The organism is Streptomyces sp. NPDC012508, from assembly GCF_042902595.1.
Lineage (GTDB): Bacteria > Actinomycetota > Actinomycetes > Streptomycetales > Streptomycetaceae > Streptomyces.
In genome coordinates, this window is sequence record NZ_JBIBEO010000007.1 from 316,633 (window position 1) to 342,586 (window position 25,954).

The 25,954-nt window shown below is 70.8% G+C and carries 20 protein-coding genes; 14 read left to right on the forward strand and 6 right to left on the reverse strand.

All coding sequences use genetic code 11. From position 1 onward, the window contains the following. The first annotated feature begins 216 nt into the window (after nt 1-216). A complete protein-coding gene (locus tag ACFY8U_RS25000) occupies nt 217-351 on the forward strand; it encodes a hypothetical protein (RefSeq protein ID WP_361599877.1) in 135 nt (44 codons plus the stop codon). 23 nt (nt 352-374) lie between these two features. Here ACFY8U_RS25000 and ACFY8U_RS25005 read toward each other — a convergent pair whose 3' ends face one another. Continuing rightward, nucleotides 375-668, reverse strand: a complete 294-nt coding sequence (locus tag ACFY8U_RS25005; protein ID WP_389574187.1) for a hypothetical protein — start codon at nt 666-668, stop codon at nt 375-377. Between ACFY8U_RS25005 and ACFY8U_RS25010 the strand changes: the two genes are divergently transcribed. Both ACFY8U_RS25010 and ACFY8U_RS25015 read left to right on the forward strand, forming a co-directional pair. Continuing rightward, nucleotides 667-1,707, forward strand: a complete 1,041-nt coding sequence (locus ACFY8U_RS25010) for a 3-isopropylmalate dehydrogenase (protein ID WP_361599883.1) — start codon at nt 667-669, stop codon at nt 1,705-1,707. The genes ACFY8U_RS25005 and ACFY8U_RS25010 overlap by 2 nt on opposite strands. A 244-nt stretch (nt 1,708-1,951) precedes the next feature. Continuing rightward, nucleotides 1,952-3,040 carry a branched-chain amino acid aminotransferase gene (locus ACFY8U_RS25015; RefSeq protein ID WP_361599886.1) on the forward strand — a complete coding sequence of 363 codons (1,089 nt, stop codon included), beginning with the start codon at nt 1,952-1,954 and terminating at the stop codon, nt 3,038-3,040. Nucleotides 3,041-3,151: 111 nt separating this feature from the next. Here ACFY8U_RS25015 and ACFY8U_RS25020 read toward each other — a convergent pair whose 3' ends face one another. Next, the gene (locus tag ACFY8U_RS25020; RefSeq protein ID WP_389573766.1) at nt 3,152-4,579 is read right to left on the reverse strand and encodes a cytosine permease; all 1,428 of its coding nucleotides are present in this window, start codon (nt 4,577-4,579) and stop codon (nt 3,152-3,154) included. A gap of 135 nt (nt 4,580-4,714) precedes the next feature. On the opposite strand from ACFY8U_RS25020, the gene ureA reads away from it, so the two are divergent. From ureA to ACFY8U_RS25060, 8 genes are all read left to right on the forward strand, one after another. Continuing rightward, nucleotides 4,715-5,398, forward strand: a complete 684-nt coding sequence (ureA, locus tag ACFY8U_RS25025; protein WP_389573769.1) for an urease subunit gamma — start codon at nt 4,715-4,717, stop codon at nt 5,396-5,398. Beyond that, nucleotides 5,398-7,080, forward strand: coding sequence for an urease subunit alpha (locus ACFY8U_RS25030; RefSeq protein WP_389573772.1), 1,683 nt, complete (start codon nt 5,398-5,400; stop codon nt 7,078-7,080). The genes ureA and ACFY8U_RS25030 overlap by 1 nt, the downstream gene beginning before the upstream one ends. 10 nt (nt 7,081-7,090) lie before the next feature. Next, nucleotides 7,091-8,116, forward strand: coding sequence for an agmatine/peptidylarginine deiminase (locus tag ACFY8U_RS25035; RefSeq protein ID WP_389573775.1), 1,026 nt, complete (start codon nt 7,091-7,093; stop codon nt 8,114-8,116). Nucleotides 8,117-8,158: 42 nt separating this feature from the next. Next, complete coding sequence (locus ACFY8U_RS25040) at nt 8,159-8,599, forward strand: hypothetical protein (protein WP_389573778.1); 441 nt, start codon at nt 8,159-8,161, stop codon at nt 8,597-8,599. 18 nt (nt 8,600-8,617) lie between these two features. Continuing rightward, nucleotides 8,618-9,232 (forward strand): TetR/AcrR family transcriptional regulator, encoded by a 615-nt coding sequence (locus tag ACFY8U_RS25045; RefSeq protein WP_361434780.1) that lies wholly within the window; start codon nt 8,618-8,620, stop codon nt 9,230-9,232. Nucleotides 9,233-9,307: 75 nt separating this feature from the next. Continuing rightward, nucleotides 9,308-10,639 carry an MFS transporter gene (locus tag ACFY8U_RS25050; RefSeq protein WP_389573781.1) on the forward strand — a complete coding sequence of 444 codons (1,332 nt, stop codon included), beginning with the start codon at nt 9,308-9,310 and terminating at the stop codon, nt 10,637-10,639. A gap of 282 nt (nt 10,640-10,921) precedes the next feature. Beyond that, a complete protein-coding gene (gene cimA, locus ACFY8U_RS25055) occupies nt 10,922-12,538 on the forward strand; it encodes a citramalate synthase (protein ID WP_389573784.1) in 1,617 nt (538 codons plus the stop codon). Between the two features lie 69 nt (nt 12,539-12,607). Beyond that, a complete protein-coding gene (locus ACFY8U_RS25060) occupies nt 12,608-13,957 on the forward strand; it encodes a hypothetical protein (RefSeq protein ID WP_389573787.1) in 1,350 nt (449 codons plus the stop codon). A gap of 36 nt (nt 13,958-13,993) precedes the next feature. Here the strand turns inward: ACFY8U_RS25060 and ACFY8U_RS25065 are convergent, their stop codons facing one another. The 3 genes from ACFY8U_RS25065 to dnaN all read right to left on the reverse strand — a co-directional run bounded on the left by ACFY8U_RS25065 (nt 13,994) and on the right by dnaN (nt 18,550). Beyond that, nucleotides 13,994-15,586 carry an alpha/beta fold hydrolase gene (locus ACFY8U_RS25065; RefSeq protein ID WP_389573790.1) on the reverse strand — a complete coding sequence of 531 codons (1,593 nt, stop codon included), beginning with the start codon at nt 15,584-15,586 and terminating at the stop codon, nt 13,994-13,996. After that, complete coding sequence (locus tag ACFY8U_RS25070) at nt 15,583-17,001, reverse strand: alpha/beta fold hydrolase (RefSeq protein ID WP_389573793.1); 1,419 nt, start codon at nt 16,999-17,001, stop codon at nt 15,583-15,585. Before ACFY8U_RS25070 ends, ACFY8U_RS25065 begins: the two co-directional genes overlap by 4 nt. A gap of 439 nt (nt 17,002-17,440) precedes the next feature. Then, the gene (dnaN, locus tag ACFY8U_RS25075; RefSeq protein WP_389573796.1) at nt 17,441-18,550 is read right to left on the reverse strand and encodes a DNA polymerase III subunit beta; all 1,110 of its coding nucleotides are present in this window, start codon (nt 18,548-18,550) and stop codon (nt 17,441-17,443) included. A gap of 218 nt (nt 18,551-18,768) precedes the next feature. On the opposite strand from dnaN, the gene ACFY8U_RS25080 reads away from it, so the two are divergent. Continuing rightward, nucleotides 18,769-19,191 carry a DUF4267 domain-containing protein gene (locus ACFY8U_RS25080; RefSeq protein WP_389573799.1) on the forward strand — a complete coding sequence of 141 codons (423 nt, stop codon included), beginning with the start codon at nt 18,769-18,771 and terminating at the stop codon, nt 19,189-19,191. 109 nt (nt 19,192-19,300) lie between these two features. On the opposite strand, the gene ACFY8U_RS25085 is transcribed toward ACFY8U_RS25080, so the two are convergent. Then, nucleotides 19,301-19,909, reverse strand: a complete 609-nt coding sequence (locus ACFY8U_RS25085) for a YceI family protein (RefSeq protein ID WP_361434541.1) — start codon at nt 19,907-19,909, stop codon at nt 19,301-19,303. A gap of 220 nt (nt 19,910-20,129) precedes the next feature. On the opposite strand from ACFY8U_RS25085, the gene ACFY8U_RS25090 reads away from it, so the two are divergent. Both ACFY8U_RS25090 and ACFY8U_RS25095 read left to right on the forward strand, forming a co-directional pair. After that, on the forward strand, nt 20,130-23,975 hold the full coding sequence (locus ACFY8U_RS25090) for an endo-alpha-N-acetylgalactosaminidase family protein (RefSeq protein WP_389573802.1): 3,846 nt from the start codon (nt 20,130-20,132) through the stop codon (nt 23,973-23,975). A 386-nt stretch (nt 23,976-24,361) separates the two neighbouring features. After that, on the forward strand, nt 24,362-25,945 hold the full coding sequence (locus tag ACFY8U_RS25095; RefSeq protein WP_361434539.1) for an acyl-CoA carboxylase subunit beta: 1,584 nt from the start codon (nt 24,362-24,364) through the stop codon (nt 25,943-25,945). The last annotated feature ends 9 nt before the right edge of the window (nt 25,946-25,954 follow it).

Genomic DNA, 25,954 nt, shown 5'->3' on the forward strand with positions numbered 1-25,954 from the left:
GTCTCAGATAGTAGGAAGTCCGAGTAATTGTGGAGACAGATGCGGCCACCTGTCCTAGCTTTGTAGGAGCCGAACGTCTCGCTCCATCAGCGAATGGCGGTCGTGAGCGCGATGCCCCCGTGCAGGCAACCCCTGCGGGCCCGCTCCCCGCCCCTTCCGGCGCCTTCGATCACCACTGATCTCGGATCATCACTGATCTCAAGGAGTCGATCCCTCATGGCCGCTGAGACCACCCGCCGTGTCCGCCACTCCGTCGCCCGCCCCAGCGGCGACGACGCCCGCAAGAACGCCGCCGCCGCCCTCCAGCGCGCCCTCGACCGCCGTGACAACGGCGGCTCCACCGGGCACTGACGCGCTGATCCGCCGGACGACCCCTAGGCCGTCCGCCTGACCTCGAAGTGGTCGACGCGCTCGCCGCTCTCGGCGAGCGCCGACACCTTGAGCACCGGCGAGGGCCCCGCCACGGCCTCGACCGCGAGGAACGAGAAGCCGGTGTACCGGACCCGCGACCACTCCACCGTGCAGGTAGTGCTGGTCCACCGGTCCACCGCCGGCAGCTTCCTGGAGAGCGACGGCGTGTGCGGCGGGCGCACCTCGGAGAACTCGTGGTCGTCCACATCGTGGACTGCGAGTGTCAGACGGTGGGACGAGGAGTAGGGTGCCGACATGTCTCACAGCATCAATCTCGCAGTCATTCCCGGCGACGGCATCGGTCAGGAAGTCGTGGCCCAGGGCCTCAAGGTCCTCGCTGCCGCGCTCCCGCAGGATGTGAAGCTGGAGACGAAGGAGTACGACTTCGGCGCCAAGCGCTACCACGCGACCGGTGAGACCCTCACCGACGCCGACGTCGAGGCCCTCAAGAAGCACGACGCCATCCTGCTCGGCGCGATCGGCGACCCGTCGGTCCCGTCCGGCGTGCTGGAGCGCGGCTTTCTGCTGAAGCTCCGCTTCCTCTTCGACCACCACGTCAACCTGCGTCCGTCGAAGCTGCTCCCCGGGGTCTCGACCCCGCTCAAGGGCCAGCCCGAGATCGACTTCATCGTGGTCCGCGAGGGCACCGAGGGTCCGTACACCGGCAACGGCGGCTCGATCCGCACCGGCACCCCGCACGAGGTCGCCACCGAGGTCTCGGTCAACACGGCCTTCGGCGTGGAGCGTGTCGTCCGTGACGCCTTCGCCCGTGCCCAGGCCCGCCCGCGCAAGAAGCTGACGCTGGTCCACAAGAACAACGTCCTGGCGTACGCGGGTCACCTCTGGACCAACATCTTCAACAAGGTGGCCGAGGAGTTCCCCGAGGTCACCACCGACTACCTGCACGTGGACGCGGCGACGATCTTCCTCGTCACGCAGCCCGAGCGGTTCGACGTGATCGTCACCGACAACCTCTTCGGCGACATCATCACCGACCTCGCCGCGGCCGTCTCCGGCGGCATCGGCGTCGCCGCCTCGGGCAACATCAACCCGAGCGGCGAGTTCCCCTCCATGTTCGAGCCCGTCCACGGCTCCGCGCCGGACATCGCGGGCCAGGGCAAGGCCGACCCGACGGCCACCGTGCTCTCCGTCGCCCTCCTCCTGCGCCACCTCGGCCACGAGGCCGAGGCCGGCCGGGTCGAGGCCGCCGTCGCCGCGGATCTGACCGAGCGCGGCGACTCCGTCCGTACGACGGCCGAGATCGGCGACGCGCTCGCGGTACGCGTAGCGAGCTGACCCGTCGACTGAACGTTCACACAGCCGCCGGGTCGCATCAAGCACCCGGCGGCTGTACCTATGCGGTCGCAGGGTGCCACCATCAAACCCTGGACCGCACCACACACCGTTTCGTGCACCGGTCCCCACGGGCGATAATCGAACGTGGGGCCGCGGCATGCGGGAAAGCTCGGACGTCCTAGCAGAGCACTGATAGCGGCGTGAGCGCGGTCCGTCACACACAACCGGTGAAGGACTAGCACTCATGACGACGCCCACGATCGAGCTCAAGCCCTCCTCCAGCCCGCTGTCCGACGCGGAGCGCGAGGCGATCCTGGCCAACCCCGGATTCGGCCGCCACTTCACCGACCACATGGTGACCATCCGCTGGACCGAGGGGCGCGGCTGGCACGACGGCCAGCTCGTGCCGTACGGCCCGCTCTCGCTCGACCCGGCCACGAACGTCCTGCACTACGCCCAGGAGATCTTCGAGGGCCTCAAGGCGTACCGCCGTCCCGACGGCTCCGTCGCCACCTTCCGCCCGGACGCCAACGCCCGGCGCTTCCAGGCCTCCGCCCACCGGCTGGCCATGCCGGAGCTGCCCGTCGAGACCTTCATCGAGGCGTGCGACGTCCTCGTCCAGCAGGACAAGGCGTGGGTCCCGGCGCACGGCGGCGAGGAGTCGCTCTACCTGCGCCCGTTCATGATCGCGACCGAGGTCGGCCTCGGGGTGCGCCCGGCGAACGAGTACCTCTTCGTCGTCATCGCCTCGCCCGCCGGACCGTACTTCCCCGGTGGCGTGAAGCCCGTCTCGATCTGGCTCTCCGAGGACCGTGTCCGCGCCGTCCCGGGCGGCATGGGCGACGCCAAGACCGGCGGCAACTACGCGGCCTCCCTGCTGGCCCAGGCCGAGGCGGTCGCGAGGGGCTGCGACCAGGTCGCCTACCTCGACGCCGTGGAGCACAAGTGGGTCGAGGAGCTCGGCGGCATGAACCTGTACTTCGTGTACGGCGACAAGATCGTCACCCCGACGCTGACGGGCTCCCTGCTCGCCGGCATCACCCGTGACTCGCTCCTCCAGCTCGCGAAGGACCTCGGCTACACCTCGGAGGAGGGCCGCGTCTCCATCGACCAGTGGCAGGCCGACAGCGAGAACGGCACCCTCACCGAGGTCTTCGCCTGCGGCACGGCCGCCGTCATCACGCCCGTCGGCACGGTGAAGTCGGCGCGCGGCGAGTGGCAGCAGTCGGGCGGGCAGCCCGGCGAGGTCACGATGAAGCTCCGCGACGCTCTGCTGGCGATCCAGACGGGCAAGTCCGAGGACGTCCACGGCTGGACGCACCAGCTGGGCTAGAAGGTTCTCATCCCCCGGGTGTGGGCATTCGTTCCGCGGGACGGAACGGGTGGGCACACCCGGGGGCCGTTGTGCGTGCAGGCCCGTTCACTCCTCGGGCCTGCGCGGCATTCAGGAAACGGCGACTTCCTTCTCCGGTGCCTGCTCGCGTACGACCGCCGCCGCTCGGCCCGGCGTCAGCACCGTGTACAGCACTCCGCCCACCAGCGCCGACAGGACGAAGCTGCAGTCGATCCCGCCCGTCAGGGCGAGCAGCGGGCCCTCGTACAGCGGGGTCGACACCGAGGCGAGGCCCACCGTCGCCCCCAGGGCCCAGCAGACCGTCGCCCGCGGGTGCCATCCCGCGGCGAACCAGTACGCGCCACCCCGCGCCCGCCGGTTGTACACCTGGAGCGCCTCCGGGTCGTAGACCCCACGGCAGCGCGCGTGACCGATCAGCGTGATCACCGCCCACGGCGTGCCGATCGCCGTGAGCAGCAGCACGAACGACGTCATCGCCGACTGCGCGTCCGAGGCGAAGTGGCCGAGGAAGACGAAGGCCGTCGCCACCGCCGCCACCACCAGCGTCGCCCGCGCCCGGGTCGCCCGAGGCAGGATCGCGTCCAGGTCGAGGCCCATCGAGTACAGCATCAGACCCGCGTTGCCGACCGTGCCGGCGGTCGCCGCGAGAAGCAGCGGCACCACGTACCAGGCGGGGGAGGCCGCGACGAGCGGGCCCGCGTAGTCCAGCGCGCCGCGGGCCGCCAATGCCGTGTACGTACCGAAGAGCTGAGGGATCAGCAGCCCGACGACGAGGCCGATACAGGTGGTGCGCCAGACGGTCCTGGGGCTGTGCCGCTCGGGGGATATGTAGCGGGTGTAGTCGCCGAGCAGCGTGATGAACGCGACCGGGCCGCTGAGTCCTGCGGCCACCGCCGAGAGCACCCAGGTCGGCCAGAACGAGCCGAGCAGATACGGGGTCTCGGGAACCGGCGCCGCGGTGACATCGCCCGCGTACGCGACGAGGCCGAGACCGAGCAGCAGGGTCATGCCGATCGCGAGCCCCTTGCTGAGCCGCAGCAGCAGGCCGTAGCCGAAGACGGCGAAGACGACCGTGCAGGCGGCGAGCACCGCGTACACCACCGCGTGCGTGGTGTCGCCGGTCGGCAGACCGGCCAGCCGGGCGAGGGTCCCGACCACCACGTCGCCGCCGATCCACAGCGTCAGCGCGGTGTAGCCGAGGGAGAGCAGCAGCCCCACCACCGAGCCGACGAGCCGGCCGCGGACGCCGAAGAAGGCGCCGCTGGAGGTCGAGAGATTCGTCGCGGTGCGCAGTGAGACCAGGGCGAGCGGAGCGGTCACGGCGACGCCGACGAGCGTGCCGGTGACGACGGAGGTCACCGACGCCCACAGCCCGAGGCCGAAGGAGACCGGCAGCCAGCCGAAGACGATCACTCCGAGACAGAGGTTGGAGCCGAGGAGGATCGCCAGCAGGTCACGGGGACCGCTGGTGCGTTCCGCTTCGGGGATGGTGTCGACTCCGCGCTGTTCGATCGGCATGGGGCTCCCTGCGGGCAAGCGGGCGGACAGGATTTAGAGTGGCGCTCAATGTGACCCACTACCGACGCGTACGTCAATGCTTGGATACGACGCGCCGAACGTTTAGAGTGTCGCTCAAACAGGAGGTGTGTGGACGTGCGACTGACCCCCACGGAACGAGACCGGCTGCTGCTCTTCGGGGCAGCGGAGCTCGCCCGGGCCCGCCGGGCACGGGGCCTGCGGCTCAATGTGCCGGAGGCGACCGCGCTCATCGCGGACACGGTCTGCGAGGCGGCCCGTGACGGCAGGCGGCTCGCCGAGGCGATCGCCGCCGCCCGGTCCGTGCTCGGTCCGGAGGACGTACTGCCGGGTGTGGCCGATGTCGTCACCGAAGTGCATGTCGAGGCCGTTTTCGACGACGGCTCGCGGCTCGCGGTCGTCTCCGACCCGATCGGCGGTCCTTCGTTGGGCGAGAGCGCGCCGGGCGCGCTGCTGCCGGCCCCCACGGCGGCCGAGGAGCCGCCCGCGCTGACCCTGGACGTCCGCAACACGGCGGCGGTCCCGGTCAGCGTGACCTCGCACTTCCACTTCTTCGAGGCCAATCCGCGCCTCGACTTCGACCGGGCCGCCGCCTACGGCATGCGGCTCGCGATCCCCGCGGGAGCGTCCTTCCGCTTCGATCCGGGCGGCGAGGCCGAGGTCGGACTCGTACCCATCGGCGGCGCGCGTGTCGCCATCGGCTTCGCGGGCCTGGTGGACGGCGCGCTGGATGCGCCCGGCGCGAAGGAAGAGGCCCTGCGCCGCGCCGCGGCCTGCGGTTACCTGGGAGTTGAGGCGTGATGGACCCGTACGAGTACGCATCGGTGCACGGACCCCGCGCGGGCGACCGGGTCGTCCTCGGCGACTCCGGTCTTGTCGTCCGGGTCGAGTCCGACTCGCAGAAGCCGGGGGACGAGTTCCTCGCGGGCTTCGGCAAGACCGCGCGCGACGGCCTTCACCTCAAGGCCGCGGCCGTCCGCGAGACCTGTGACGTCGTGATCAGCAACGTCCTGGTCATCGACGCCGTTCAGGGCATCCGCAAGGTGTCGATCGGTATTCGCGAGGGCCGGATCCACGCCATCGGGCGTGCGGGCAACCCGGACACGCTCGACGGTGTCGACGTCGTCGTCGGCACCGGGACGTCGATCGTCTCCGGCGAGGGCCTCATCGCCACCGCCGGTGCCGTGGACACCCATGTCCACCTGCTGTCCCCGCGCATCATGGAGGCCTCCCTCGCCTCTGGTGTCACCACCATCATCGGACAGGAGTTCGGTCCTGTCTGGGGGGTTGGCGTCAACTCGCCATGGGCTCTCAGGCACGCGTTCAGTGCGTTCGACGCGTGGCCGGTCAACATCGGCTTCCTGGCGCGGGGTTCGTCCTCGGATCCGGCTCCGCTGGTGGAGGCGCTGGCCGAGGGCGGTGCGTCGGGTTTCAAGGTGCATGAGGACATGGGGGCGCACACGCGGGCGCTGGACACCGCGCTGCGGGTCGCGGACGAGCATGATGTGCAGGTCGCGCTGCACAGTGACGGCCTGAACGAGTGCCTGTCGGTCGAGGACACCCTGCGGGTCCTGGACGGCCGGACCATCCACGCGTTCCACATCGAGGGGTGTGGTGGCGGTCATGTGCCGAACGTGCTGAAGATGGCGGGTGTGCCGAACGTCATCGGTTCGTCCACCAATCCGACGCTGCCGTTCGGCCGGGACGCGGTGGCCGAGCACTACGGCATGATCGTCTCCGTCCACGACCTGAAGACCGATCTGCCCGGCGACGCGGCGATGGCGCGGGACCGGATCCGGGCGGGGACGATGGGCGCGGAGGACGTCCTGCACGACCTGGGGGCGATCGGGATCACCTCGTCCGACGCCCAGGGGATGGGAAGGGCCGGCGAGACCGTACGCCGGACCTTCGCCATGGCGGGGAAGATGAAGGCGGAGCTGGGCCCGCTGGAGGGCGACGGGGCGCACGACGACAACGCGCGTGTGCTGCGGTACATGGCCAAGCTGACCATCAACCCGGCGATCGCCCACGGCCTCGCCCATGAGATCGGCTCGATCGAGGTCGGCAAGATGGCCGACATCGTGCTCTGGCGGCCGGAGTACTTCGGCGCCAAACCACAGATGGTCGTCAAGAACGGCTTCCCCGCGTGGGGGGTCGTGGGCGATCCGAACGCCGCCACCGACACCTGCGAACCCCTCGTCCTCGGACCGCTGTTCGGCGGCCACGGGGCGGCCCCGGCCGACATCTCGGTCGCGTTCGTGGCCCAGGCCGCCGTCGACCTCGGCTCCGACCGGATGCCGACCCGGCGCCGCCGTGTCGCCGTCCGCGGCACCCGCGGCATCGGCCCCGGCGACCTGCTCCTCAACTCCCGCGTCGGAGACGTCCAGGTCGACGGCCGAACGGGCCTGGTGTCACTGGACGGCGACCCGCTCCGCTCCGAGCCGGCCGACTCCGTCTCCCTCAACCGCCTCTACTTCCTCTAGGACCTGACCCATGACCTCCGAGACCTTCCGTATGCCGCCCGAGTGGGCCCCGCACGAGCGCACGTGGATGGCCTGGCCCGGCCCCAACCCGACCTTCACCAACGACGAGGAGCTGGCCGAGGCCCGTACCGCGTGGGCCTCCGTGGCCCGTGCCGTACGCCGCTTCGAGCCGGTCACCATGGTGGTCGGCCCCGGCCAGCTGGAATCCGCGCGGGCCCTGCTCGGCGACGCGGTCGATCTGGTCGAGCGCGAGCTCGACGACGCCTGGATGCGCGACATCGGCCCGACCTTCGTCACCAACGGCACCGAGCTGGCCGCCGTCGACTGGGTCTTCAACGGCTGGGGCGCGCAGGACTGGGCCCGCTGGGAGCACGACTCCAAGATCGCCCGCCATGTCGCCGATCTCGTCGACGTGCCGGTGCTGAGCAGCCCCCTGGTGAACGAGGGCGGCGCGATCCACGTCGACGGTGAGGGAACGGTTCTGCTGACCGACACCGTCCAGCTCGGCTCCGGCCGTAACCCCGAGTGGACCCGGGCACAGGTCGAGGCGGAGATCCACGCGAAGCTCGGCACCACGAAGGCGATCTGGCTCCCGCACGGCCTCTCCGGCGACTACGGCATGTACGGCACCCAGGGCCACGTCGACATCGTCGCCGCCTTCGCCAGGCCCGGCACCGTGGTCGTCCACAGCCAGCAGGACCCTGCCCACCCGGACTACGAGCGCTCCCGGATGTACGTCGACATCCTCAGCCGCCAGACGGACGCCAGGGGCCGGGAGCTGGAGGTCGTGGAGATCCCGGCCCCGACCGTCCTGAAGGACGAGGAGGGCGACTGGGTCGACTACTCGTACATCAACCACTACCTCTGCAACGGCGGTGTGGTCCTGTGCGGCTTCGACGACCCCAACGACGAGATCGCCGCGGGCATCTTCCGCCGGCTGTTCCCGGAGCGGATCGTCACGCTGGTCGACGCGCGCGGCATCTTCGCAGGTGGGGGCGGCATCCACTGCATCACGCAGCAGCAGCCGAAGGTCTGAAACCGTTGGCGACGGCCGCGGGCGGCGTGACAGCCTGCGGCCATGCCGCTGATCTCCCACGAGGGCGCCGACTACGCGCTCCAGATCCTCTACTCCGTACCGGACGAGGCCTGGTACCTGGAGCTGGACCACGTCGCCGGCGACCGGACCGTGCTGACGGCTGTCGTGCCGGACGAGGACCCGGCCCGGGAGCCGACCGTGTGCGTCGACCCGGTGTCGGGCCACCACCGCATCCCGTACGACGTCATGCGCTGGTTCATGGAGCACGTGGAGGAGGAGATCCGCACGTCACGGGGGTGGATGCGACTGAGGCCCGAGCTCGTGGAGATCATCCGCGAGCTGCGCGAGGAGTACCTCGGTGTGATCGACGACGAGCGGTTCGGTCCCGTGCTCGCGGAGCTGCGGGCGAGCGTGCCCGCCGAGGACGTCCCCGCCGTCCTGGAGGCGGCCTTCGGCCGGAGCGCCGACGGAAGCGTGAGGTAGAACAGACGAGTGACCCGCATCAGCCCCGCCGGACCCCGGCGACGCAACAACGCCGCCCCTCCCCGTGAGGAGCTCCTCGCCGCCGCCATGGACACCATCGCCGAGCGGGGTCTCGACGGGCTGACCATGGCCGGGCTCGGGCGCGAGGTCGGGATGAGCAGCGGGCACCTCCTCTACTACTTCCGTACCAAGGACGAGCTGCTGCTGCAGACCCTGGAGTGGAGCGAGGGGCGGCTCGGCGCCGAGCGCAGCGCGCTGCTCTCACGGCCCGGGACCGCCCGCGAGCGGCTCGACGGATACATCGACGTCTACGTCCCGGACGGCCCGCGCGACCCGCACTGGACCCTCTGGCTGGAGGTCTGGAACCGGTCCCAGAACGCCGACGACGACGCGCGCGCCCGGCAGGCGGCCATCGAGGGCGCCTGGCACCGTGACCTGGTCGCCCTGATCGCCGAAGGCGTCTCGCGCGGGGAGTTCCGGTCCGTCGACCCCGACCGGTACGCGGCGCGGATGCGAGCCCTGCTCGACGGGTTCAGTGTCCATGTCGCGGTCGGCATCCCGGGCACCGGGCGTGATCAAGTCCTCGCGCATGTAGGTGAGTTCGTCGCCGAAACCTTGTTGCTGCGAACGTAACGAACGCAAGTACTCCCGATCGTTGCGGGCTACACCCTTGTTGCCCGGGCGTCACCTCCGGCACGGTTCCGGATCATGGGACGAGAGCACTGGAAGAAGATCTGGGTCGGCTCGGCCGGCAACATGGTCGAGTGGTTCGACTGGTTCGTGTACGCGAGTTTCGCGACGTACTTCGCGGGGGCGTTCTTCCCGGAGGGCAATGACACCGCCAAGCTCATGAACACCGCCGGCATCTTCGCCGTCGGCTTCTTCATGCGCCCCGTCGGCGGCTGGCTGCTCGGCCGGGTCGGCGACCGCAAGGGCCGCAAGGCGGCGCTCACGCTCACCGTGACGCTGATGTCCGCCTCGGCCCTGCTGATCGCGATCGCGCCCACGTACGCCGTCGCCGGCTACGGCGGCGCCGCCGTCCTGCTGATCGCCCGGCTCCTCCAGGGCCTCTCGGTCGGCGGCGAGTACGCGGCCAGCGCGACGTATCTGACGGAGGCCTCGGCGCCGCAGCACCGGGGCTTCGCCTCCAGCTTCCAGTACGTCTCGATGACCGCCGGCCAGATCCTCGGCCTCGGTCTCCAGATCGTCCTCCAGCGCACGATGTCCGCGGAGGCGCTGCACAGCTGGGGCTGGCGCATCCCGTTCATCATCGGTGCGCTCGGCGCGGCCGTCGTCTTCTATCTGCGGCGCAACATGCTGGAGACGGAGGTGTACGAGGAGACGGCCGACGCCGGCGTGGCGAGCGGCGAGAAGGGCACGCTCAAGGCGCTGTGGGCGCACCGGCGCGAGGCGTTCCTCGTCGTCGCCCTCACCATGGGCGGGACGGTGGCCTACTACACGTACACCACCTATCTGACGAAGTACCTCTCGAACTCGGCGGGGCTGCCGAAGCAGACCGCCACCCTGGTCTCCTTCTGCGCGCTGATCGTCTTCGCCTGTCTGCAGCCCCTCGCGGGACGGCTCTCCGACCGGATCGGACGGCGCCCGCTGCTGATCACCTTCGCGCTCGGCTCGACCTTCCTCACGGTGCCGATCATGACACTGCTCCAGGGCGCCGGGTCCTTCTGGCCTGCGCTCGGCCTCTCGCTGCTCGCGCTGGTCGTCATCACCGGCTACACCTCGATCAACGCGTGCGTGAAGGCGGAGCTCTTCCCTACCGGCATCCGCGCCCTGGGCGTCGCCCTTCCGTACGCCGTCGCGAACGCCCTCTTCGGCGGCACGGCGGAGTACGTGGCGCTGTGGTTCAAGGACGCGGGGATCGAGTCCGGCTACTACTGGTACGTGGCGGGCTGCGCGGCCGTCTCCCTGATCGTCTACCTGACGATGCGCGAGACCCGGGACATCGACCTCGGCAGGGTCGGCACCCCGGCGTCCCCGCGGGCCGAGCGGACGGCGGCCGACCAGGTGCCCGCATCCTGAGACCGGCGTCCCGCGCACGGCTGGGGTGTGGCAGACTGCGGGCGTGCTTGCTACCACCATGATTATGGGCAGCAGCGCGCCGGTCCGCAGTGGCCACTGATCCGCGACTCCACCCTCGCGGCAGTGGACACCGTGCCCCAGACCCGCGCGCAGACCTCTCGCACCCGCGAGAGGTTTTTTCGTTTTCCGGCCCCACCACCGCCGGAAACGGACAGCGCGTGAGAATGGGGGCAAGTGGATCCAGACCTTCCGGAGCCACATCCGACAGGAGCCATCAGAGCCATGACCACGGAGACCGACGAGAGCTCGCGCCTCGACGACAGCTTCCATGTCTTCGACACGACGCTGCGCGACGGAGCGCAGCGTGAAGGCATCAACCTCACCGTCGCGGACAAGCTGACCATCGCGCGACACCTCGACGACTTCGGCGTCGGCTTCATCGAGGGCGGCTGGCCCGGTGCCAACCCGCGCGACACGGAGTTCTTCGCCCGGGCGAAGCAGGAGATCACGTTCAAGAACGCGCGGCTCGTCGCGTTCGGCGCGACCCGCAGGGCCGGCGGCAACGCCGCCGACGACCCGCAGGTCAAGGCGCTCCTGGACTCCGGCGCCCCGGTGATCACCCTGGTCGCCAAGTCGCACGACCGGCACGTCGAGCTGGCCCTGCGCACCACGTTGGACGAGAACCTGGAGATGGTCCGCGACACCGTCTCCTACCTGCGCTCCCAGGGCCGCCGCGTCTTCGTCGACTGCGAGCACTTCTTCGACGGCTACAAGGCCAACCCGCAGTACGCCAAGGACGTCGTCCGCGCCGCCTCCGAGGCCGGCGCCGATGTCGTGATCCTCTGCGACACCAACGGCGGCATGCTCCCCGCCCAGGTCCAGGCCGTCGTCGCCACCGTCATCGCCGACACCGGCGCCCGGCTCGGCATCCACGCCCAGGACGACACCGGCTGCGCCGTCGCCAACACGCTCGCCGCCGTCGACGCGGGCGCCACGCACGTCCAGTGCACCGCCAACGGCTACGGCGAGCGGGTCGGCAACGCCAACCTCTTCCCGGTGGTCGCCGCCCTGGAACTCAAGTACGACAAGCGGGTGCTGCCCGAGGGCGCGCTCGCCGAGATGACCCGGATCTCGCACGCCATCGCCGAGGTCGTCAATCTGACGCCCTCCACGCATCAGCCGTACGTGGGTGTCTCGGCCTTCGCGCACAAGGCCGGGCTGCATGCCTCCGCGATCAAGGTCGACCCGGACCTCTACCAGCACATCGACCCCGAGCTGGTCGGCAACACCATGCGGATGCTCGTCTCCGACATGGCCGGCCGCGCCTCCATCGAGCTGAAGGGCAAGGAGCTCGGCGTCGACCTGGGCGGCGACCGCGCGCTGGTCGCCCGTGTCGTCGAGCGCGTCAAGGAGCGCGAGCTCTCCGGCTACACCTACGAGGCCGCCGACGCCTCCTTCGAACTGCTGCTCCGCGAGGAGGTGGAGGGCCGCGCCCGCCGCTACTTCCGTACCGAGTCCTGGCGCGCGATCGTCGAGGACCGGCCCGACGGCACCCACGCCAACGAGGCGACCGTGAAGCTCTGGGCCAAGGGTGAGCGGATCGTCGCCACCGCCGAGGGCAACGGCCCCGTCAACGCCCTCGACCGGGCGATGCGGGTCGGCCTGGAGCGGATCTACCCACAGCTCGCCAAGTTCGAGCTGGTGGACTACAAGGTCCGCATCCTGGAAGGGCGCCACGGCACGGAGTCCACGACCCGTGTCCTGATCACCACCAGCGACGGCAACGCCGAGTGGGCGACGGTCGGCGTCGGGGAGAACGTGATCGCCGCCTCCTGGCAGGCGCTGGAGGACGCGTTCACCTACGGACTGCTGCGCGTGGGCATCGACCCCGCGGAATAGGTGCGGAATCGGTCATTACCTTCGGTCCGGTATGTCTCGGAATCCCCCTTTAGGGGTAGTTTCGATGGTATGAGGACCAGGCCGTTCCACCTTCTGTCGGCCCTCGCGGGGCTGGCCATGCTGCTGCTCCTGGTCCTGGCCCCCTCCGCGGGGGCCGGGATCACCGGGATCCCGGACGCCGGAGCGGCCCTGAAGCAGGGGCCGGTCTATGTCGATCCGGGCGCCGCCGACCAGCTCTCGACAGCCCAGGCGGATGCCCTCGCCCAGAAGATCGAGGACGCGGACAAGCCGCTCTTCATCGCCGTACTGCCCGCGACCAGCGAGTATCCGCCCGAGAACCTGCTGCGCAATCTGCGCACCCAGACCGGGGTGACGGGGCTGTACGCCGTCCGGCTCGGTGACGGGTTCGACGCCGCCGCCGACCGTACGGTGATGTCCGCACAGGCCGTGGACAACCTGGTCACCTCCGTGCGCCAGCCGGGAGTGGACGCCGCCACGGAGCTGAACAACTTCGTCGACCAGGCCCTGCCGACCCTGGACGGGACCGCCCCCGCCTCCTGGGGCTCGGTCGGCGCCGACAACGGTGTGCCGGTCGGCGGTCTGATCACCCTCGGCGCGTTCCTCGCCGCCGGTGGCGCGGGCGCCTACGCGATCGTCCGCCGCAACCGGCTCCGCAAGCAGGCTGAGGAGCGTGAAGCCCTCGACAAGCTCCGGGTCGTCGTCGACGAGGACATCACCGCCTTCGGCGAAGAACTCGAACGGCTCGACTTCCACCCCGGCGAGCCCGGCGCCGACGACGCGATGCGCGCCGACTACGAACGCGCGCTCGACTCGTACGACAAGGCGAAATCCCTGATGGGCTCGGCCACCCACCCGCACGACGTCAAGGCCGTGACCCAGGCGATCGAGGACGGCCGCTTCTCGCTCGCCGCCCTGGCCGCCCGCCGCGAGTCCCGGCCGCTCCCCGAGCGCCGTCCACCCTGCTTCTTCGACCCGCGCCACGGCCCGTCGATCGAGGACCGGACCTGGACCCCCGCCGGTGGCACCGCGCGCGAGGTCCCGGTCTGCGCCGCCGACGCAACCCGCCTCGACGACGGCCAGGACCCCTTGGCCCGTACGGTCGAGACCGACACCGGCCGCCGCCCGTACTGGGAGGCGGGACCGGCGTACGGCCCGTGGGCGGGCGGCTACTTCGGCGGCGGCCTGCTCCCCGGCCTCCTCGCCGGCACCCTGCTCGGCTCGATGCTCGCCACCCCCGCCTACGCCGGTGAGTACGGCGGAGGCGAGTTCGGGGGCGGCGACGTCTCCGGGGGCGACTTCAACTCCGGCGACTTCGGATCGGGCGACTTCGGCGGCGGCGGTGGCGGAGGCTTCGGCGACTTCGGTGGCGGCGGGGACTTCGGCGGTGGCGGGTTCTAGGCCGCCGCGCTTCCCCGCGTCACACCGGCCCGTTTCTCATGGTGCGATCTCGAACACGGGTGGCTGGAGACCTGCCAGGCATCCCGTGTCCGGCGCGGTCGGTGTGTCGAAGAACGAGCGGGTGATCGTCTGCGCACACGGCGAGTCCGCGAAGACCACATGGGCGACGTAGGGGACCGTGACGGCCGTGGACCGGCTCAGGGTACGGGCGGCGTACGGCCCGCTGCTCGGCGCGGTCTGGGCGTCGAACCCGCCGGACAGGACGAGCGTCGGGATGTCGCTGCGCGTCACGCTCCGGATCGAGCGGGGTGCCGCGGGGATGTCCCAGGCGCGGCAGTCCGCGTGCATCCAGCTGAGAAGCGGAGCGTTGGCCAGCACCGAGCGGGGGAACGACGGGAACAGACGTCGCCCTGCCCGGATCACGTCGGCCTCACTCTCGAACGGTGTCCACTCGCTGCAGAAGACGCCGAAGACGAGCCCGTGAGAGACCCTCCCGATGGCCTGCGGGCTGAGCTTTCCGCCCGCGTACTGCTCGGCGATCCGCTGCGGGTTGCCGTGGGCCAGTTCGTCGATGGAGCGGGGCACTCCGGCCGCGAGATGGCTGGCGAAGGTCAGCCAGTTCACCAGGAGCCCGCCGTCCAGCACCACCTTCACCGGCTCCGGTTGGCCCGGGACCGTGACGGTGGTGGTGACCGGTCGGGCCTCGAGCTCGACCACCAGGCGCTCGAAGGTGGCCTTGAGGTTCGGATAGCGGGTGTCGCAGGCGGGCTGGTCCGCGCAGGCCTTGAAGATGCCGTCGAAACCTTCGCGTGCGGCCTTCCAGGTCACGGCCCCGCCGGCCAGGGACGGCGGCAGGACGCCGTCGATGCCGACCGACCGGATGCCCTTCGGGTGCAGGCGCATGTACTGGAGCGCCAGGTCGGTGCCGTAGGAGATGCCGAAGACGTTCCACTGCCTGAGGCCCAGTGCCTTGCGCAGGCCGTCGTAGTCGGCGGAACTCTCGGTGCCGTTGTAGGCGCTGAGGTCGGCCCCACGGCGCACCAGCTGGTCGCGGCACTTCCGCGTCTCCGCGACGTGCAGGCGTCCGGTGGACGGTGCGCCGAAGACGAGATCGAGGGAGTCCGCGGCGAACTCGTCGACGTTCCGGCAGGTGAGCTCCGGGTCGGCCGAGTAGGTCCCTCGCTGCGACATGAAGATCACGTCGCGGTCGCGGTTGAGGCCGCCGCCGACCGCCATCGGGATCTCGGAGACCGCGTCGTCGCCGGGCCCGCCGGCGAGCCAGACGATCGGGTCGGGCGCCGGCCTGCTGCTGACCGCGGGGATGATCGCGACCGCGAGGGTGATCTTCCGTCCCTTGCGGTGGGAGCGCTTCTCGGGAACGGTGAGCGTTCCGCACCGGGCGCGCGCCAGATCAGGGATCGGATCCGCCGTCCTCGGGCAGGGGCCGGGCTCGAAGCGGGCGTCGCCCGCCGTCCGGGCGACCGTGCCGAGCGGCGCTCCGGCGTCGGACTCGGCGCGGGCGGGCATCGCGGCGAGGCCGACGACGAGGGCGCCTGCCGTGGCTCCGGCCAGCGTGGCGGGGAACCGGCGCAGAGCGCGACGGTGGTGGAGCGGGCGGATGGACATCATGCTCTCTCCGGTGCAGGGGTGATGGTGAACGGACCCGGTGCGAGTCCCGCCACGCACCCGGTGTCGGGCGAGGTCGGACGCGCGAGGAAGGAAGCCAGAACGCTCTGCGCACAGGGCGACTGGGGAACGACGAAGTGACCGATCCCGGGAATCCGCACGGCGGTCGAGCGGGGCAGCGTACGGCCGGCGTACGGCCCCCAGCTCGCGCCCGTCTTCGCGTCGAACGTTCCGGAGATGATCAGCGTCGGCACCTTGCTGAAGGTGGTGACCCGCTGGATCGCGGTGCGGTCCGGGACGTTCCAGACGCGGCACAGGTCGTACTGGAAGGGGAGCTGCGGCGCGTGGACCAGGACCGTGTCCGGCCACCCGGGGAAGGCCCGTCGCCCCGCCTCCAGGACGTCGGCCTCCGAAAAGCCCGGCGCCCACTCGGCGCACACCACCGAATGCGTCAGACCGAAGGCCTGGGGGACGGGGGGCGGCGCCGCGCCGGCGGCCTGTGCCCGCGCCAGGCGTTCCGGATTGCCACGGGCGAGTTCGTCGAGCGCCGCGGGCACCTCGGCGGCCGGCAGGGCGCCGCCGTTGGCGACCAGCAGGTTCACCAGCGCGCCCCCGTCGAGGACGACCTTCACCGGGCTGCCGCCCCCGGGCGGCTGCACCGTCAGCGTCAGGGGGTTCGCCTCAAGGCGCCGGACCTGCTCCGTGAGCGTGCGGGACAGGTCCGGGTAGCGGCTCTTGCAGCTGGGCTGGGCCTCGCACGCCGCGAAGATCGTGTTGATCCCCTCCCGGGCGCTGTCCCAGGCCCACGGCAGGCTCACGATCTGTGGCGGTACGACCGAGTCGATCGTCACCGAGCGGATCCCGTCGGGGTGCCGGCGCAGGTACGTGAGCGCCAGGTCGGTGCCGTAGGAGTAGCCGTAGACGTTCCACTTCTTGATGCCGAGCGCCTTGCGCAGGTCGGCGAAGTCGGCGGCGTTCTCGGTGGTGTTGTAGCTGCTCAGCCGGAATCCGTCGGCCGTCAGACGGTCCCGGCACTCCTTCGCCGCTCGGACCAGGAGCCGTCCGGTCGAGGGCGCGTCGTAGGGCAGTCCGACGGCGCTCGCGTTGAACCGGTCGATCTCCGGGCAGGCGAGGTACGGCTCCGAGTAGGGCCCGCCGCGCTGGGTCATGACGATCAGGTCGCGATCCCGGTTCACGCCGGAATCGATCAGGAACGGGATGGCCCCGATCGCGTCGCCGCCGGGACCCCCCTCCATGAACACCACCGGGTCCGCGGCCGGTTTCGTCGACGCGGCCGGAATGATGGCGACGGCCAGCTTGATGGTCCGTCCACCGCGGTGTCGCCGGTTCTCGGGAACCTCCAGGACCCCGCACCGTCCGGAGATCTGTTCGGGCGCCTCCGGGCAGGGACCGGGCACGAACCGCGCCGGACCTCCCGGACGGGGCTCGGTGAAGGGGGGTGACGCGGCACTGCTCGATGTCGGACCGACCGCGCCCAGGAAGGCCAGCCCGGCCGCGACGAGCGCGACCCCGGTGGCCGACCGCCGGGAACTTCGCGGCGGGTAGCGGCGCCGCGCCCGCTTTCGTACCGGCCTGTCGCTCCCGCGGGCGAGCGGCAGGCGGCCTGTTCCGGTGCCCTGCTCCGTCATGAGATCCCGTCTCTCTGACGTCCCCACCCGCCCCGACCGGGGCGACGTCGCGTGGCTCAGCCCGCCTCCGCATGATCGGAGGCGGGTTCTGCGTACGTCAGCCTGAGCGTGCGGGAAGACGCCCACCACTCGTGGGCTCCACTTGGGGCGTCGGCGTCACCCCGACGCGGTCACCACGGAGAGCCGGTGGCAGGAGCTGCACCAGGGGCTACACCAGGGGCTTCACCGACATCAGCAGGTGCTGGTGGACTCCGTGCTCCCGGTCGGTGATCAGGGCGCGCTGGCCCGGGCCGAGCAGGTGGATACGGACGGAGTCGGTGTCGAAGGAGCCGAGCGCGTCCAGGAGATATCCGGGGTTGAACGCGACCGTCATCGACTCCGCGCCCTCCAGGAGCGCCGGGAGCCGCTGGGACGCCACGTCGTCCTCGTACCCGGCCTGGAGCTGGACGGTGTCGCCCGCGAAGGCGAGCTGGACCGGGCTGTCTCCCTCCGCGACCACCGCGACCCGCTTCACGGCCTCGACCAGCGGGGCCCGTTCCGTCGCCGCCACAGCGTGCTCGCCGAGGGAGAACAGCTTGTCGTGGCGGGGGAGACGGCCGTCGAGCAGCCGGGTCGTCGTCCGCGTCCCCTCGCTCTCGAAGCCGATCGATCCACCGTCGAGGGCGAGACGGACGGGCCCCGCCGAGGTCAGGGAGCGGGCGATCTCGGTCAGCCGACGGGCCGGTACGACGACATCCGCGCCGCCCCCGTCCCCCGGCTCCTCGCCCTCCGGCTTCCACTCCAGCGTGCGGACCGCGTAGCGGTAGCGGTCGGTCGCGGCGAGCGTCATCGTCGTGCCGTCCAGGGCGAGCCGTATCCCCGTCAGCACCGGCAGCGAGTCGTCCCGGCCGGCCGCCACCGCCACCTGCCCGACCGCCGCCGCGAATGCGTCGGTGTCCACGACGCCCCGGAACGCGGGCAGTTCGGGCTGCGCCGGATAGTCGTCCAGCGGCAGCAGGGAGAGCCCGAAGCGGGCATCCCCGCCCGTCACCGAGAGCCGCGCCCCCTCGACCGCGCACTCGACCGGCCCCTTGGGCAGCACCTTGCAGATGTCGAGCAGCCGCCGTCCGAGGACGAGCGCCCGGCCGTCCCGCACGGTGTCCGCCTCGACCTCGATGCGGGCCGACGCCTCGTAGTCGAGGCCGGATACGCGCAACCGGCCGTCAGCCGCGTCCAGGAGCAGCCCGCCGAGCACCGGCACGGGTGACCGGGCCGGAAGCACGCGGGCCGCCCAGGCCACCGCGTCGGTCAACACACTGCTGTCGATACGGAATTCCATGCCGGCGACGCTAGCGGCCCCCACTGACAACGGCGCCGACCGGCGAGTTCGCGGGCGGCCTCCACGATCAGGCTGTGGCGAGCGGCTCGTTGACGCTTTCGGCGCTGTTGCTGTGCGGGCATACCCAGAACTCTAGCACCGCTAGACAACGGAGCGATGGTAGGTCTAGCGTTGCTATCAGTCCTAGCAGCGCCAGATCACATGCCCTTGGGGGACCCGTGAACCTGCACCGCGTCACCACCGCCCTGTCCGTCGCCCTCGGCCTCGCCTGCCTCTGGTTCGGGGTCAACTTCCTCCTCGCCCCCGAGGCCGCGGCGTCCGGCTTCGGGATCCCCTCCTGGCCGCAGGGCGAGGCCGCGGGCTATTTCGCGATCAAGGCGGTCCGGGACCTGGCCAACGGCGCCGTCGTGCTCACCCTGCTCGCGCTCGGGAAGCGCCGGCCCCTGGCCTGGGTGATGCTCCTTCTCGCGATCGTCCCCTTCGGGGACGCGGTCGCCGTCCTCGCCCACGGCGGCGGTTACGCCGCCGCGCTCGGCATCCACGCCGCCACCGGGTTGGTCGTGCTGCTCACCGCGGGGCTCCTCTTCGCGACGAGCGCCCGGGAGGAGAGCCGTCACCCCCTCGTCCGTATGGCCGTGTGACGATCCGTCGAGCCGACCTCGGCCGCCGTGGAACGCCGAGCGCCCGCCCTCCGTCGTGACGGAGAGGCGGGCGCGCTCGTGGATGCCCTCGGCGGGCGGGGGCCGGGGGTCAGGCGGCGTTCTTGATCGCGGAGATGTCGAAGTTCAGCTTCACCTTGTCGCTGACCATCACACCGCCGGTCTCCAGCGCCGCGTTCCAGGTCAGGCCCCAGTCGGAGCGGAGAATCTCGGCCGAGCCCTCGAAGCCGACGCGCTCGTTGCCGTAGACGTCCGTGGCGGTGCCGTTGAACTCCAGGTCGATGGAGAGCGGCTTCGTGACGTCCTTGATCGTGAGGTCGCCGGTCACGCGGTACTTGTCGCCGCCCAGCTGCTCCGCCTCGGTCGAGCGGAAGGTCATCAGCGGGAACTGCTCGGCGTCGAAGAAGTCGCCGCTGCGCAGGTGGTTGTCGCGGTCGCCGATGCCCGTGTCGATGGAGGCGATCCTGACGTCGATCGAGGCGGCGGAGGCGCCCGGGTTCGAGCCGTCGAGCCGCAGGGTGCCCTCGTGCTCGGCGAAGGAGCCGCGCACGTTGGTGACCATGGCGTGACGGACGGTGAAGCCGATGCTGCTGTGCGCCGGGTCGATCGCGTACTCGCCGGTCAGCGCGGCGAGCGCCGGGTCGACGGGGAGGGTGGCGACGGCGGTGGCGGTGTCGTTCTTGCGGTTGAAGATGCCCATGACGTGCTCCTTGGGGACGGTGCGCGGGGTGGCGCGGAGGCTGTGATGCGTTTCGTTGAACCTTCAACGAGAACTACCGTAGCGCTATTCCGTTCAACATTCAACATCCTGGCGCGATGTTCATCCGCTTGGACTAACCGAAGGGGGTTCTTGGACTGGTGGGGCCGCCGGGACGCCATCTCGTTGACGGTGTCCTGTCGAACGGGCCCAACTAGTCCCCATGCCCCTCCCCAAGTCGCCAAGAATCCGTGCGGCCTGCGCGCTCGCCGCCGCGTCATCCGCTGTGTTCGGGCTGTCAGGACCGGCCCTCGCCGAGGAGCCCGGGCGTCCGGCCGCCGAGGCCCGGATCGGCTCCGCCCAGCTCACCGTCGCCGTCGCCGAGGACTTCCCGCGCGTCGTCTCCTACACGGACCGCGCCACCGGCGCCCGCCTCCTCGGCAGTACGGCCCCGGTCACCCAGGTCGTCCTCAACGGCACCGCCCACGCGGTCCGGGTCACCGGAGCCCCCGTCCTGACCGCCTCCTCCGCCGCGTACACCCTGACCTTCCCGGACCTGCCCGGGGTCGAGATCGACGCGAGCCTGAGCGTCAGCGGCCGGGCCACGACCTTCAAGGTGACCGCCGTCCGGGACACCGAGGCCTTCCGGGTCGGCACGATCGACATACCCGGCCACGACCTGGTCTCCGTCGGCTCCTCGGACGCGGGCGCCGAGACCGCCTTCACCCGGCTCGACCCCGACTCCACCCGTACCGCCGACGTCTTCGCCGACATCACCGATGGGACCCCGGCCGAGACCACGGCCACCGGGGCGAGCTACGCGATCGTCAACACCGGCTCCCTCGCCGCCGCGGTCGAGTCCAACTCCTCCTACGACAAGCCCTCCGGCCCGAGCGCCCGCGACGGCGCCCGCTTCTGGCACCAGGCCCGCAAGAACGGCACCGAGACCCGCGTCGGCGTCTGGTCGGGCCAGTGGACCTACCGAGGCGAGGGCGCCCCCGCCCCCGAGAAGGGGAAGGACCTTCCCTGGGCCAAGGTCGTCGTCACCCCCGACGCCAACGCCGACGGGACGGTGGACTGGCAGGACGGCGCCCTCGCCTTCCCCGTCATCGGCATCAAGGCCCCCGGCGGGGAGCAGACCCCGGACCGGGTGATCGCCCACATCCCGTTCAACTTCGCCTCCCACGCCACCCACCCCTTCCTGCGCACCCTCGACGACGTCAAGCGGATCTCCCTCGCCACCGACGGACTCGGCCAGTTCGCCCTGCTCAAGGGGTACGGCTCCGAGGGCCACGACTCCGCCCACCCCGACTACGGCGGCAACTACAACAAGCGCGCCGGCGGCCTCGCCGACCTCAACACCCTCCTCAAGGAGGGCAAGAAGTGGGGTGCGGGCTTCGGCGTCCACGTCAACGCCACGGAGTCGTACCCCGAGGCGAAGAACTTCAGCGAGACCCTCGTCGACAGGACCAAGCCCGGCTGGAACTGGCTCAACCAGAGCTACTACATCGACCAGCGCCGGGACATCAACAGCGGCGACCTCGCCCGTCGCTTCCAGCAGCTGCGCGACGAGACCGACCCGAACCTGTCGATGCTCTACATCGACGTCTACTACACACACGGCTGGATCGCCGACAAGACACTGCGCGCGGTGCAGTCCCAGGGCTGGAACGTCGCCACCGAGTGGTCCGAGAAGTTCGAGCGGGCCTCGCTCTGGTCCCACTGGGCCAACGACCTGAACTACGGCGGCGCCACCAACAAGGGCCTCAACTCCCAGATCATCCGCTTCATCCGCAACGGCGAGAAGGACGTCTGGAACAACCACCCGGTCCTCGGCCAGACCGCCCTGGAGGACTTCGAGGGCTGGACCGGCGAGACCGACTGGAACCACTTCTACGCCAACATCTGGCAGAAGAACCTGCCCGCCAAGTACCTCCAGCAGCAGCGGATCACCCGCTGGAACGGCAACGACCTCACCTTCACCGGCGGCGTCCGCGGCACCGTGGAGGACGGCCGGCGCACGTTCTACGAGAACGGCCGCAAGGTCCTCGACGGTGAGAAGTACCTGCTGCCGTGGGACGGCGGAAAGAAGCTGTACCACTACAACAAGACGGGCGGGAAGACCACGTGGGCGGTGCCCGGCGCCCGCTCGTACAGCGTCTACAAGCTCACCGACAACGGCCGCGTCAGGACCGCGACCGTCAGGCCGAGCGGCGGCACCATCACGCTCGACGCGGCCGCCGGACAGCCCTACGTGCTCTACCCCGACCGCGCCCCCGAGCCCCGCGATCCGCGCTGGGGCCAGGGCACCCCGGTCAAGGACCCCGGCTTCAACGACGCCGGGCTCGACGCATGGTCCACGACGGGCGCGGTCGCCCGCGACACCGACGACCAGGGCCGCAACAGTGCCGAGCTGACGGGCTCCGCCGCCGCCTCCGTGCGCCAGCCGATCACCGGCCTCACCCCCGGCACGCGCTACACCGCCTCCGCCCTGATCGAGGTCGAGCCGGGCAGGAGCCGCCCGACCACCCTCTCCGTCGGCGGGAAGTCGGTCACCGTCGAGCGCTCGTCGATCGAGGACCGGGTCGCCGCGTCGGACTGGAACGGCACCCGCCTCCAGCGCGCCAAGGTCACCTTCACCGCCCCGGCCGGCGGCTCCGCCACCCTCGCGATCGAGGCCGCGGGAGGCAGCACGGCCGGCGTCCGGATCGACGACGTCCGGGTCGTCGCCAACAACCCGGCGACCAAGGCCGGAGCGCTCGCGTACGAGGACTTCGAGGCCGTCGACCAGGGCTGGGGCCCCTTCCTCAAGGGCGACTCCGGAGGGACGACCGACCCCCGCACCCACATCGCCCAGCTCCACGCCCCGTACACCCAGGCGGGCTGGAACGGGAAGCTCGTGGACGACGTCATCGGCGGCGCCGAGTCCCTGAAGTCCCATGACGAGAACAGCGGCCTGGTCTACCGGACCGCGCCTTGGACGGTGCCCATGAAGGACGGGCACAGCTACCGCGTCGAGTTCACCCACCAGTCGAGCCACGCGGGCGCCTACGAGTGGGTCACCGGATACGACCGTGCGAACGGGACCGCGGTCGAGACCCGTCGTACGCCCGTCGGACAGCAGCGGACGACCGGCCACTTCTCCGAGACCGTGACAGCCGGCTGCGGCGACACCTGGACCGGGCTGCGCAAGCGCGCCGACGCGCCCGACGGAGCCGACTTCGTCCTCGACTCCTTCTCCGTCACCGACCTGGGCCCGGCGCCCGAGAAGGCCGCCTGCGGCACGCTCGCGCTCGCCGCCCCGGAGACGCTGGAGCCGGGCCGTCCGAACCAGGTCACGGCCACCTTCACCAACGACGAGGCGGGCGCGGTCGACTCCGCCACGGCGACGCTGGAGCTTCCCGCGGGCTGGACCGCCGAGCCGGCCGCCGCCGTGACGCTCGGGACGGTCGCGGCCGGCGCCAAGGCCACCGCCACATGGAAGGTGACGCCGCCGGTGGACGCGACGTACCAGCCGTACCCCCTCGGGGCGGGGCTCACCTACACCGTCGGGGGAGAGGCGCGGAAGCTGAGCGCCGCCACCACCGTCCGTACGCTGCCCCCGCCGCCCACCGCCGACAGCTGGGCCGGCGACCTGGAATGGACCTCCGCCACCAACGGATGGGGACCGGTCGAGCGCGACGGGGCCAACGGCGAGACGGGCACCGGCGACGGCGGCCCGCTGCGGATCGGGGGAGTCACGTACGAGAAGGGCCTGGGCGCCCACGCCCCGTCGAAGGTGCGCTACTACCTGGGCGGGAGGTGCACGTCCTTCACCGCCGAGGTCGGCGTGGACGACGTCCAGACCAGCCGCGGATCGGTGCGGTTCGGCGTCGTCGCCGACGGGACGGAGAAGGTGAGGTCGCCGGTCCTGAAGGCCGCCGACACGGCCTGGTCGCTCACCGCCGACGTCACGGGGGCCTCCTATGTGGAGCTCGTGGCCGACGACGGCGGCGACGGGAACGGCAACGATCACGCGGACTGGGGGAACGCCCGCTTCCACTGCGGAGGCTCCTCGCAGTCCCCCTAGGGCAGTCCCGTAGGGCAGTCCCGTAGGGAAGTCCCGGTCCGTCCCGCCGTACCTTCCGGCCGGGTCACCCGTTCGACCCCTCCTTCTTGCGGATCCCCGACAACACCGCCGACCGTCCGGCCGTCTCCCCGTCCCGCCCCTCGGGCTGACGGCCGTACACCTCTGGCGGGCCGGTACGGTGGGGCGCCCGGGACCGGCGGCGGAACCTACCGTGGCCAGATGGCGCTGTAGGGGCCTCTGTGGGAACTCCACAAGAGGGAGGGGTGTCCGGCTGTCGACTCGGTCCGTCCGGGAGGCGGTTCTGTCTTACTCCACCAGGATTCGACTCGGGAGACTGTACGGAGTCAACGGCAGGATTTCCTTGGTCGGCTTCGTAGGGTCGGTACATGACCGTTGTGGACCAGATCCCGAGCGAGCCGACCGACGCCCGAGGCCGCGTGGCCGAGCTGCACGCCCTGCGCGAGGAGGCGCGGCGCGGACCGAGCGACCGGGCGACCGAGGCACAGCACGCCAAGGGCAAGCTCACCGCTCGTGAGCGCATCGAGCTGCTGCTCGACCCTGGTTCCTTCAACGAGGTGGAGCAGCTGCGTCGGCACCGCGCCACCGGCTTCGGCCTGGAGGCGAAGAAGCCGTACACCGACGGTGTCATCACCGGCTGGGGCACGGTCGAGGGCCGTACGGTCTTCGTCTACGCGCACGACTTCCGGATCTTCGGCGGCGCTCTGGGCGAGGCCCACGCCACGAAGATCCACAAGATCATGGACATGGCCATCGCGTCCGGTGCGCCGCTGGTCTCGCTGAACGACGGCGCCGGTGCCCGTATCCAGGAGGGCGTCTCCGCCCTCGCCGGTTACGGCGGCATCTTCCAGCGCAACACCCGGGCCTCGGGTGTCATCCCGCAGATCTCCGTCATGCTCGGCCCGTGCGCGGGCGGCGCGGCGTACAGCCCGGCCCTGACCGACTTCGTCTTCATGGTCCGTGAGACCTCGCAGATGTTCATCACCGGCCCGGACGTCGTCAAGGCGGTCACCGGTGAGGAGATCAGCCAGAACGGCCTGGGCGGCGCCGACGTGCACGCCGAGACCAGCGGTGTGGCGCACTTCGCGTACGACGACGAGGAGACCTGCATCGGCGAGGTCCGCTACCTCCTGTCGATGCTGCCGCAGAACAACCGCGAGAACCCGCCGACCGCGGCCTCCGAGGACCCGGCGGACCGTCGCTCCGACGTCCTGCTCGACCTGGTGCCGGCGGACGGCAACCGTCCGTACGACATGCACAAGGTCATCGAGGAGCTCGTCGACGACGGCGACTACCTGGAGATCCACGAGCGCTGGGCCCGCAACATCATCTGCGCGCTGGCACGCCTGGACGGTCAGGTCGTCGGCATCGTCGCCAACCAGCCGCAGTCGCTGGCGGGCGTTCTGGACATCGAGGCGAGCGAGAAGGCCGCCCGTTTCGTCCAGATGTGCGATGCTTTCAATATCCCGATCGTCACCCTTTTGGACGTACCCGGCTTCCTGCCGGGTGTTGACCAGGAGCACGGTGGAATCATCCGGCACGGCGCGAAGCTGCTGTACGCGTACTGCAACGCGACCGTGCCCCGGATCAGCCTGATCCTGCGCAAGGCGTACGGCGGCGCGTACATCGTCATGGACTCCCAGTCCATCGGCGCCGACCTGACGTACGCCTGGCCCACGAACGAGATCGCGGTGATGGGCGCCGAAGGCGCCGCCAACGTCATCTTCCGCAAGCAGATCGCGGAGGCCGAGGACTCGGAGGCCATGCGGGCGCGCATGGTCAAGGAGTACAAGGCCGAGCTGATGCACCCGTACTACGCCGCGGAGCGCGGCCTGGTCGACGACGTGATCGACCCCGCGGAGACGCGGGAGGTCCTCATCAGGTCCCTCGCCATGCTCCGCACGAAGCACGCCGACCTGCCGTCCCGCAAGCACGGCAACCCGCCTCAGTAAGAGGAGCCA

Bases quoted from the DNA above. Each gene is read 5' to 3' on its own strand.
- ACFY8U_RS25000 (WP_361599877.1), top strand. From the start codon at position 217: ATGGCCGCTGAGACCACCCGCCGTGTCCGCCACTCCGTCGCCCGCCCC.
- ACFY8U_RS25010 (WP_361599883.1), top strand. From the start codon at position 667: ATGTCTCACAGCATCAATCTCGCAGTCATTCCCGGCGACGGCATCGGT.
- ACFY8U_RS25005 (WP_389574187.1), bottom strand. From the start codon at position 668: ATGTCGGCACCCTACTCCTCGTCCCACCGTCTGACACTCGCAGTCCAC.
- ACFY8U_RS25015 (WP_361599886.1), top strand. From the start codon at position 1,952: ATGACGACGCCCACGATCGAGCTCAAGCCCTCCTCCAGCCCGCTGTCC.
- ACFY8U_RS25020 (WP_389573766.1), bottom strand. From the start codon at position 4,579: ATGCCGATCGAACAGCGCGGAGTCGACACCATCCCCGAAGCGGAACGC.
- ACFY8U_RS25030 (WP_389573772.1), top strand. From the start codon at position 5,398: ATGGACCCGTACGAGTACGCATCGGTGCACGGACCCCGCGCGGGCGAC.
- ACFY8U_RS25035 (WP_389573775.1), top strand. From the start codon at position 7,091: ATGACCTCCGAGACCTTCCGTATGCCGCCCGAGTGGGCCCCGCACGAG.
- ACFY8U_RS25040 (WP_389573778.1), top strand. From the start codon at position 8,159: ATGCCGCTGATCTCCCACGAGGGCGCCGACTACGCGCTCCAGATCCTC.
- ACFY8U_RS25050 (WP_389573781.1), top strand. From the start codon at position 9,308: ATGGGACGAGAGCACTGGAAGAAGATCTGGGTCGGCTCGGCCGGCAAC.
- cimA (WP_389573784.1), top strand. From the start codon at position 10,922: ATGACCACGGAGACCGACGAGAGCTCGCGCCTCGACGACAGCTTCCAT.
- ACFY8U_RS25060 (WP_389573787.1), top strand. From the start codon at position 12,608: ATGAGGACCAGGCCGTTCCACCTTCTGTCGGCCCTCGCGGGGCTGGCC.
- ACFY8U_RS25065 (WP_389573790.1), bottom strand. From the start codon at position 15,586: ATGATGTCCATCCGCCCGCTCCACCACCGTCGCGCTCTGCGCCGGTTC.
- dnaN (WP_389573796.1), bottom strand. From the start codon at position 18,550: ATGGAATTCCGTATCGACAGCAGTGTGTTGACCGACGCGGTGGCCTGG.
- ACFY8U_RS25085 (WP_361434541.1), bottom strand. From the start codon at position 19,909: ATGGGCATCTTCAACCGCAAGAACGACACCGCCACCGCCGTCGCCACC.
- ACFY8U_RS25090 (WP_389573802.1), top strand. From the start codon at position 20,130: ATGCCCCTCCCCAAGTCGCCAAGAATCCGTGCGGCCTGCGCGCTCGCC.
- ACFY8U_RS25095 (WP_361434539.1), top strand. From the start codon at position 24,362: ATGACCGTTGTGGACCAGATCCCGAGCGAGCCGACCGACGCCCGAGGC.